Source organism: Flavobacterium sp. UGB4466, from assembly GCF_903469665.1.
Classification (GTDB): Bacteria; Bacteroidota; Bacteroidia; order Flavobacteriales; family Flavobacteriaceae; genus Flavobacterium; species Flavobacterium lipolyticum.
The window spans coordinates 1-7,170 of the sequence record NZ_CAGKLC010000155.1 but is presented as its reverse complement, the minus strand read 5'-3'; the positions used below and the strand labels follow the sequence as shown (position 1 = coordinate 7,170).

Annotated in this window: 10 protein-coding genes; 6 read left to right on the top strand and 4 right to left on the bottom strand. The window is 36.1% G+C overall.

The features are described from left to right. The first annotated feature begins 332 nt into the window (after nt 1-332). The 5 genes from tnpA (at nt 333) to JO950_RS20655 (ending at nt 3,949) form a co-directional block, all read left to right on the top strand. Nucleotides 333-794 carry an IS200/IS605 family transposase gene (gene tnpA / locus JO950_RS20675; protein ID WP_202704334.1) on the top strand — a complete coding sequence of 154 codons (462 nt, stop codon included), beginning with the start codon at nt 333-335 and terminating at the stop codon, nt 792-794. A 116-nt stretch (nt 795-910) separates the two neighbouring features. Next, nucleotides 911-1,261: a cupin domain-containing protein gene (locus JO950_RS20670; protein WP_202704333.1), complete on the top strand. Its 351-nt coding sequence runs from the start codon at nt 911-913 to the stop codon at nt 1,259-1,261. Nucleotides 1,262-1,403: 142 nt separating this feature from the next. Next, nucleotides 1,404-2,561 carry an MFS transporter gene (locus JO950_RS20665; protein ID WP_230000297.1) on the top strand — a complete coding sequence of 386 codons (1,158 nt, stop codon included), beginning with the start codon at nt 1,404-1,406 and terminating at the stop codon, nt 2,559-2,561. A gap of 51 nt (nt 2,562-2,612) precedes the next feature. Beyond that, entirely contained in the window at nt 2,613-3,545 is a 933-nt protein-coding gene (locus tag JO950_RS20660; protein WP_202704331.1) for a peptidylprolyl isomerase, read from the top strand. 92 nt (nt 3,546-3,637) lie between these two features. Beyond that, the gene (locus tag JO950_RS20655; RefSeq protein ID WP_202704330.1) at nt 3,638-3,949 is read left to right on the top strand and encodes a cytochrome c; all 312 of its coding nucleotides are present in this window, start codon (nt 3,638-3,640) and stop codon (nt 3,947-3,949) included. Between the two features lie 109 nt (nt 3,950-4,058). Here the strand turns inward: JO950_RS20655 and JO950_RS20650 are convergent, their stop codons facing one another. Together JO950_RS20650 and JO950_RS20645 are read right to left on the bottom strand one after the other, a co-directional pair. Beyond that, nucleotides 4,059-4,454 carry a GreA/GreB family elongation factor gene (locus JO950_RS20650; protein WP_202704329.1) on the bottom strand — a complete coding sequence of 132 codons (396 nt, stop codon included), beginning with the start codon at nt 4,452-4,454 and terminating at the stop codon, nt 4,059-4,061. A 328-nt stretch (nt 4,455-4,782) separates the two neighbouring features. Then, a complete protein-coding gene (locus JO950_RS20645; protein WP_202704328.1) occupies nt 4,783-5,346 on the bottom strand; it encodes a thioredoxin family protein in 564 nt (187 codons plus the stop codon). A gap of 215 nt (nt 5,347-5,561) precedes the next feature. Here JO950_RS20645 and JO950_RS20640 point away from each other — a divergent pair, with 215 nt between their 5' ends. Continuing rightward, nucleotides 5,562-5,897 carry a tRNA-binding protein gene (locus JO950_RS20640; RefSeq protein ID WP_202704327.1) on the top strand — a complete coding sequence of 112 codons (336 nt, stop codon included), beginning with the start codon at nt 5,562-5,564 and terminating at the stop codon, nt 5,895-5,897. Nucleotides 5,898-6,037: 140 nt separating this feature from the next. Here the strand turns inward: JO950_RS20640 and JO950_RS20635 are convergent, their stop codons facing one another. Continuing rightward, nucleotides 6,038-6,583 carry an alpha/beta hydrolase gene (locus JO950_RS20635; RefSeq protein WP_202704326.1) on the bottom strand — a complete coding sequence of 182 codons (546 nt, stop codon included), beginning with the start codon at nt 6,581-6,583 and terminating at the stop codon, nt 6,038-6,040. Between the two features lie 143 nt (nt 6,584-6,726). Then, nucleotides 6,727-7,095 carry a PUR family DNA/RNA-binding protein gene (locus JO950_RS20630; RefSeq protein ID WP_017495419.1) on the bottom strand — a complete coding sequence of 123 codons (369 nt, stop codon included), beginning with the start codon at nt 7,093-7,095 and terminating at the stop codon, nt 6,727-6,729. Nucleotides 7,096-7,170: the final 75 nt, after the last annotated feature.

Genomic DNA, 7,170 nt, shown 5'->3' with positions numbered 1-7,170 from the left:
ATCGCAAATTATTCCGTCAGGAATTAAATATCGGTAGAATGAAATATGGCAAAAAAAACAATATGTTTTACACATCGCAAATTATTCCGTCAGGAATTAAATATCGGTAGAATTAAATATGGCAAAAAAAAACAATATGTTTTACAGATCGCAAATTATTCCGTCAGGAATTAAATATCGGTAGAATTAAATATGGCAAAAAAACAATATGTTTTACAGATCGCAAATTATTCCGTCAGGAATTAAATATCGGTAGAATTAAATAGGGCAAAAAAAAACAATATGTTTTGCACATCGCAAATTATTCCGTCAGGAATTAAATATCGGTAGAATTGGCAAACACATACACCCAAATACACATACATTTTGTTTTCGCAGTGAAATTCAGACGTTCGTTGATAGACAAAGAATGGAAAGCCGAATTATATCAATATATAACCGGAATTATAAAAAAGCATGATCATAAGCTTCTGGCGATAAATGGTGTATCGGATCATATTCATATTTTGATCGGGATCAGACCTGCGCAATCAATTTCTGATTTGATGAAAAATATTAAACAGGATTCCTCAAAATGGATCAATAGTAATAAATTGTCTAAAAGTCATTTTCAATGGCAGGAAGGTTATGGAGCGTTTTCATACAGTAAATCTCAACTAAGTACTGTAATCAGGTATATTGAAAACCAGGAAGCACACCACAAAAAGAAAACATTCAGAGACGAGTATATTCACTTTTTGCAAAAGTCAGAAGTTGATTATGATGAAAAGTTTATTTTTAAAGAATTAATTTAGAAGTAATCAATAAGAAAACAGATTAGCTTAAATTTGATACAAATAGCCGGAACGAAAAGACGTTAACCGATTAATGGAATTTGCAAGAAACGAAAAGATAATTAAACACGGAGAAAATGCAGCATTTTAAAACAAGTAAAGAGTTTATAAAAGGAGATGAAATTGAGTGGGAGATCGTAGGAGAAGGAATCAAACGTAAAATTCTGGCTTTCGATGAAAGAGTGATGTTGGTAAATGTACATTTTGAGAAAGGCGGAATCGGAGTTTTACACGAGCACTATCATTCTCAGGTTACCTATGTTTCCAGTGGTAAATTTGATGTTACTATTAATGGTGTAACCCAAACTCTAAAAGAAGGAGACAGTTTTTACATTCCACCTCATGCCATTCATGGAGTAGTTTGTCTGGAAAGCGGACTTCTGACAGATGTTTTTAGTCCAATGCGAGAAGATTTTATACAATCGTAAGAGCTTAAAGTCCATTAAAAGCTATAAAATAGGAACCGAATTGGCTTTGAAACCTTTAAAAATTATAATTTTTTTAAAGTTTTGGTAATAATTAGATTGGTATTTTTGCAAAATGAATTTATCCAAAACGAATGTCTTATTTATGGCAGCTTGCACCGGACTTATAGTTGCAAATCTGTATTACTGTCAGCCTTTAATTGTTTTAATTGCCAACGAATTTAAAATTCCTGAAGCCAGTGCGGGAACAATAACCTATTTAACCCAGGCGGGTTATGCTATAGGGCTGTTTTTCATGGTTCCGCTGGGAGATAAAATCGAACGTAAAAAGCAAATTTTATTCACCACTTTTGCTTCTGTAATTGCTTTGATTATTGCGGCAACGGCAAAAAGTTTTTTCCTTTTGCAGGTAGCTTCGTTATTAATCGGAATTACTTCAATCGTACCACAGTTAATTTTACCATTGGCAGCATCTTTAAGTGCGCCTGAACAACGTGGAAAAGTAGTTGGAACCATCATGAGCGGTTTGCTTGTGGGGATATTGCTTTCCAGAACTTTAAGCGGGTTTATCGGTCAGTTGCTGGGTTGGAGATCTATGTTTTATATTGCTGCCGGAATTTGTTTACTGATCTTTTTTGTGATTCAGAATAAATTCCCGGTGAATAAACCTCAATTTCAGGGAACTTACGGACAGTTAATTCAATCCCTTTTTACACTTATAAAAACACAGCCGGTTCTGCGTGAAGCGACACTGATAAATGTGTTTAGTTTTGCACAATTTGGAGCTTTTTGGACCACTATGGTTTTACTGCTTTCGGGAGAACCATTTGGTTTTAACAGTGCTACAATTGGACTATTTGGAATTGTGGGAGCTTCAGGAGCTTTGGCAGCGCCGTTAGTAGGAAAAATGGGAGACAAAGGAAACTCAAGAATTGCGGTAGGTTACGGTTGTTTATTGATCTTAATTAGTTTTCTGGTTTTTTATTTTTCAATAGAAAGTGTGATCGGAATTGCGATTGGAATTGTATTTATTGATATCGGAATTCAGGGAGTGCATATTTCAAACCAAACCCGCGTGTATTCCTTACTTCCGGAAGCCAGAAACCGATTGAATACCGTCTTTATGTCGTTTAGCTTTTTAGGAACAGCAGCCGGATCGGCTTACGGATTGTTGTTGTGGAAACTGGGCGGATGGCATGCCGTAACCATTGGATGTGTTGGATTATCGGCACTGGCATTTACGGTTTATGGTCTTACTTATAAATCATCCCGAAGCTTCGGGTCTAAAAAACAGAAAGCATAAATTGATATAAAATTAATTTGTAAATTTGCAATCAAATAAAAAATAATAACGATGGAAAACGGAATATACGCTAAATTCAACACTAGTAAAGGTTCGATTTTAGTAAAACTTGCACACGATTTAACACCTGGGACCGTAGGGAATTTTGTAGCTCTTGCAGAAGGAAATATGGAAAATAAAGTAAAACCTCAAGGACAAAAATTCTATGACGGATTGACTTTTCACAGAGTAATTCCTGATTTTATGATTCAGGGAGGATGTCCAAAAGGAACTGGAACCGGAGATCCTGGATACAAATTTGATGATGAGTTTCACCCAAGCTTGAAACACGATCGTCCGGGAGTTTTAGCAATGGCAAATTCAGGTCCGGCAAGTAACGGTTCTCAATTTTACATTACTCACGTTCCAACTTCATGGTTAGACGGAAAACATACCGTTTTTGGTCATGTAATCGAAGGACAGGATGTTGTTGACGCTGTAGCTCAGGGAGATAATCTTGATGCAGTAGAAATCATCAGAGTAGGTGAGGAAGCTCAAAAATGGAATGCAATCGAAGCTTTTATCGCTTTAAAAGGAGCTCGTTTGAAGCGTGATGCTGCTTTAAAAGCGGAATCAGAAGCAAAGATGGAGCAATTGGCTGCAGGTTTTGATAAAACTGACAGTGGATTACGTTATAAAATGATTCAAAAAGGAGAAGGTAAAAAAGCGGAAGCAGGTAAAACTGTTGCAGTACATTACGAAGGTTCTTTAGAAAACGGAAAAGTATTTGATTCCTCTTACCCACGTAAAAAACCGATCGAATTTAGATTAGGTCAGGGTCAGGTTATTGAAGGATGGGACGAAGGTATTGCTTTATTACAAGTAGGGGACAAAGCTCGCTTTGTAATTCCATCTGATTTAGCTTATGGAGCTTCAGGTGCAGGAGGAGTTATTCCACCACACGCAACTTTGATTTTTGACGTTGAATTAATGGACGTAAAATAAGACTTTACAGCAATTTAGTATTGTTTTAAATAGCAATCCCATTCGCTAGCCGAATGGGATTTTTTTTATATTTACTTTAAAAAACAAGAACAATGAAATTAAGGATCTTAACTTTAACCGCTGTGACGTTGCTTATCGTTTCGTGCGGTACAAAAAAAGCGGCTCCGGTTGCAACAGCCACTCCGGCTGCAACTGAGACGGCAAAAACTACAGAACTAACTCCTGCATTGGCAGAAGGTAAAAACTTGTACGAAAACAGTTGTGCAAGATGTCACAAACTATACGATCCGAAGAAATTTAGTCAGGAAGACTGGAAACCAATTCTGGTAAGAATGCAGAAAAAAGCGAAGGTAGACGATACTCAGATCGCTTTAATATCCAATTATATAACTTCTCAATTGTAAGGAGTTGATATTTGAAAAGCATAAAAACTATTCATATTATTTGGATAGTTTTTTTTTTGCTCCAAAGGGAGCATAAAAAAACACCTTCACGCGGGAGGTGTTTAGAAAATTAAGAAGCGTTTTCAGAAGAATTGTCGACCGCTGCTATTTTTAAAGTTTTTATACCGGCCGGTAATTCCCAATCGACAACGTCGTCTTTTTTAAAGCCAATAATAGCAACACTTAGTGGCGCTAATATTGATATTTTACCCTCTTTTACGTCCGCAAATGAAGGCAGGACAATTTGAATTTTCATTTGTTTTTTTGCTTTTACATCTTCAATAATAACATGTGAATTGATGCGTATAGTACTGCTGTCTAATTCACTTTCTTTACGGATGATAGCGCGGTCCAATTCGTGTGAAAGCTGCCCGATTTCTTTGGCATTGGTTGCGTTTTTACTTTTTAGTATCAATTCTCTTAAAAATTGATAATCTGACTTACAGAATGTAGGTGTTGGTTTCATATCTATTCTAATTTATTGTGGGTTGACTGTGTAGAATTTTCAGATGCAAATTAGAGCTACAGTCATTGCTAGCGGTCTGTAAATGGAGACTGCCGCTGAAAACTGAAAATTGTAAACTGAAAATTAAAAAATAATCCTCCGTCTGAGAGAAAAAATTGAAATAGACGGAGGTCTAATTGATAAAGGCCTTACTATGTGAAATAAATACAGTCGAGTACGCTCTTCTCGTGCGAGAAAGCGATACCGGAGAAACTGTAAATAGATTTATAGTAGTCACTGTGGAAATAATTAATTGGATTTGTAAAGATACGCAAACTTTTTGAAAACACTAAAGCGTTGTTTTCCATTTGATGTTGCAGCCAATACTTGGTTTTTGTGGATCTTTCAAACTTCTATTGTAAATAAGAGCGTCAATTGCACTGCGAAGATCACTTCCGCTTAACGGAATTCCGTTTCCCGGTCTTGAATCGTCCAACTGGCCACGGTAAAACAATCGGTCCTGATTGTCAAATAAATAAAAATCGGGAGTACAAGCCGCTTCGTAGGCTTTGGCTACTTCCTGGCTTTCGTCGTACAAATAGGGAAAATCGATTTTGTTCTGAAAAGCAAAGTCAGTCATTAACTCAGGACCGTCTTGCGGATATTTCTCAATATCGTTGCTTGAAATGGCAATTACACCAATTCCTTGTACACGATAATCATTAGCAATCATAACAACCTCTTTGATGACATGAAGTACAAATGGGCAATGGTTACAAATAAACATAATCAAAGTACCCTTTGAGCCTCTCAAATCGTCAAATGAATAGTCATTATTCGAATTGGTATCTCTTAATTTGAAATCTGGAGCAATTGTTCCAAGAGGAATCATATTAGAAGGAGTTCGTGCCATTTTGTGGAAATAAGTTCTTCAAAAATAACTTTAAATTTCTGTAAAAGAAAGGATATAGACTTGTTTTTAATTTTTGGAGTATATTTTCTTTTTTGAGATCAGAACAACAATATGATTTCTAAATTAAGGAAAACAACTCAAAAAAACAGTTATGGAATTGGCGGTTGTAATACTAAAATTAATAGGTTTGTAAAATATCAAATAGTAAAACAAAAATGGATTTAACCTGGAGTGAATTTGAAAGAACTGATATGCGTGTCGGAACAATTATAGAAGTAAATGATTTTCCCGAAGCCAGAAAACCAGCCTACCAGCTTACCATTGATTTTGGTTCCGAAATAGGAATCCGTAAATCATCAGCCCAAATAACGGCACATTATAAAAAAGAAGATTTGTTAAACCGACAAATTATCTCAGTAGTCAATTTTCCCAAAAAGCAAATCGGGAAATTTATGAGCGAATGTTTGGTTCTTGGCGCAATAGGCAAGGAGGGAGATGTTATTTTGCTGGCTCCCGATTTTAAAATAGAAAACGGACTGCGTATAGGTTAGTTTAGAGTCTTCAGTCACAGTCTTCAGTCACAGTTTACAGTCACAGTTTACAGTCACAGTTTACAGTCGCAGTCTTCAGTCGCAGTCTTCAGTCACAGTTTACAGTATGCAGTTTACAGTATGCAGGCTGCGACTGAAGACTATTTTATTTTCTCTATCAATTGCTCCAGAATTAATTGTCCTTCTTCCCAATATTTTAAATCCGAATCGGAGTTGATGTGTCCTCTTTGTCCCACATTGACAAGATCGCTTCCCCACATTTCGGCAAAGTGTTTTTTTCGCTCAAAAGTCGCGTAAGGATCATTTTCGCTCGCTACGACAATAGAAGGAAAAGGCAGTTTTGAGGTTGGCATTGGTGAAAAGTTTCGTATAGATTCCGGTGTATGTGCAGGTGAATCTACATCGGCAGGTGCAACTAGTAAGGCACCCACTATGTTTGGATTGTTATGGCTCTGTGTCCAATGTAGGACAAGTGAAACAGCTAAGCTGTGTGCTACCAGTATTGTCGGACCATTAAGTCTGGAGATTTCTTCTTCTAAACGCTCAAGCCATTCTGCGCGAATAGGCTCATCCCATTCGTCGTGAACGATGCGGGTTGAGTTTTTAAATTTCTCATGCCAAAACGTTTGCCAGTGTTTGTCTCCCGAATTTCCAAGACCTGGCAGAATTAATAGCTGTATTTCCATTGTTGCTTTTTTATCAGGATAGTTGAATTGCTTATTTTAAAGCGTAAATAAATATCTACCAAATTGGTAGAGTTTATGTATTTAAAAAAAGTCCAAAATGCAAAACACTATGGACTTATACTTTAAAAAAAGTCTTCCGTCGACTAAATATCGTCAAAATCTATATCAGTGAAACTAGTTCTTTGTCCTTCAGGTTTATCAGAACCATATTCTTTTTTGAAATCTTTTTGATGCCTTTCAGAGATTACTTCTTCGCCCTTGTGGTTCAGGACATAGGAAGTCATTTCTTCAAGTATTTCGGCAAAAGCACTAAAGTCCTCTTTGTACAAGTAGATCTTGTGTTTTTTAAAATGAAAAGAACCATCCTCCTCGGTAAATTTTTTACTTTCGGTAATTGTGATATAATAATCATCAGCTTTAGTAGCTCTCACATCAAAGAAATAAGTTCTTCTTCCTGCTCGTAATACTTTAGAAAAAATCTCTTCTTTTTCTAACATGTCATTTTCTCTCATAATACGTTCCATCATTTTTGGAATTAATAGTACTCAAAAATCATAAAAAATTATCGATTACGCAACAATTAAAGC

Bases quoted from the DNA above. Each gene is read 5' to 3' on its own strand.
- JO950_RS20670 (WP_202704333.1), top strand. From the start codon at position 911: ATGCAGCATTTTAAAACAAGTAAAGAGTTTATAAAAGGAGATGAAATT.
- JO950_RS20665 (WP_230000297.1), top strand. From the start codon at position 1,404: ATGGCAGCTTGCACCGGACTTATAGTTGCAAATCTGTATTACTGTCAG.
- JO950_RS20660 (WP_202704331.1), top strand. From the start codon at position 2,613: ATGGAAAACGGAATATACGCTAAATTCAACACTAGTAAAGGTTCGATT.
- JO950_RS20655 (WP_202704330.1), top strand. From the start codon at position 3,638: ATGAAATTAAGGATCTTAACTTTAACCGCTGTGACGTTGCTTATCGTT.
- JO950_RS20650 (WP_202704329.1), bottom strand. From the start codon at position 4,454: ATGAAACCAACACCTACATTCTGTAAGTCAGATTATCAATTTTTAAGA.
- JO950_RS20645 (WP_202704328.1), bottom strand. From the start codon at position 5,346: ATGGCACGAACTCCTTCTAATATGATTCCTCTTGGAACAATTGCTCCA.
- JO950_RS20640 (WP_202704327.1), top strand. From the start codon at position 5,562: ATGGATTTAACCTGGAGTGAATTTGAAAGAACTGATATGCGTGTCGGA.
- JO950_RS20635 (WP_202704326.1), bottom strand. From the start codon at position 6,583: ATGGAAATACAGCTATTAATTCTGCCAGGTCTTGGAAATTCGGGAGAC.
- JO950_RS20630 (WP_017495419.1), bottom strand. From the start codon at position 7,095: ATGAGAGAAAATGACATGTTAGAAAAAGAAGAGATTTTTTCTAAAGTA.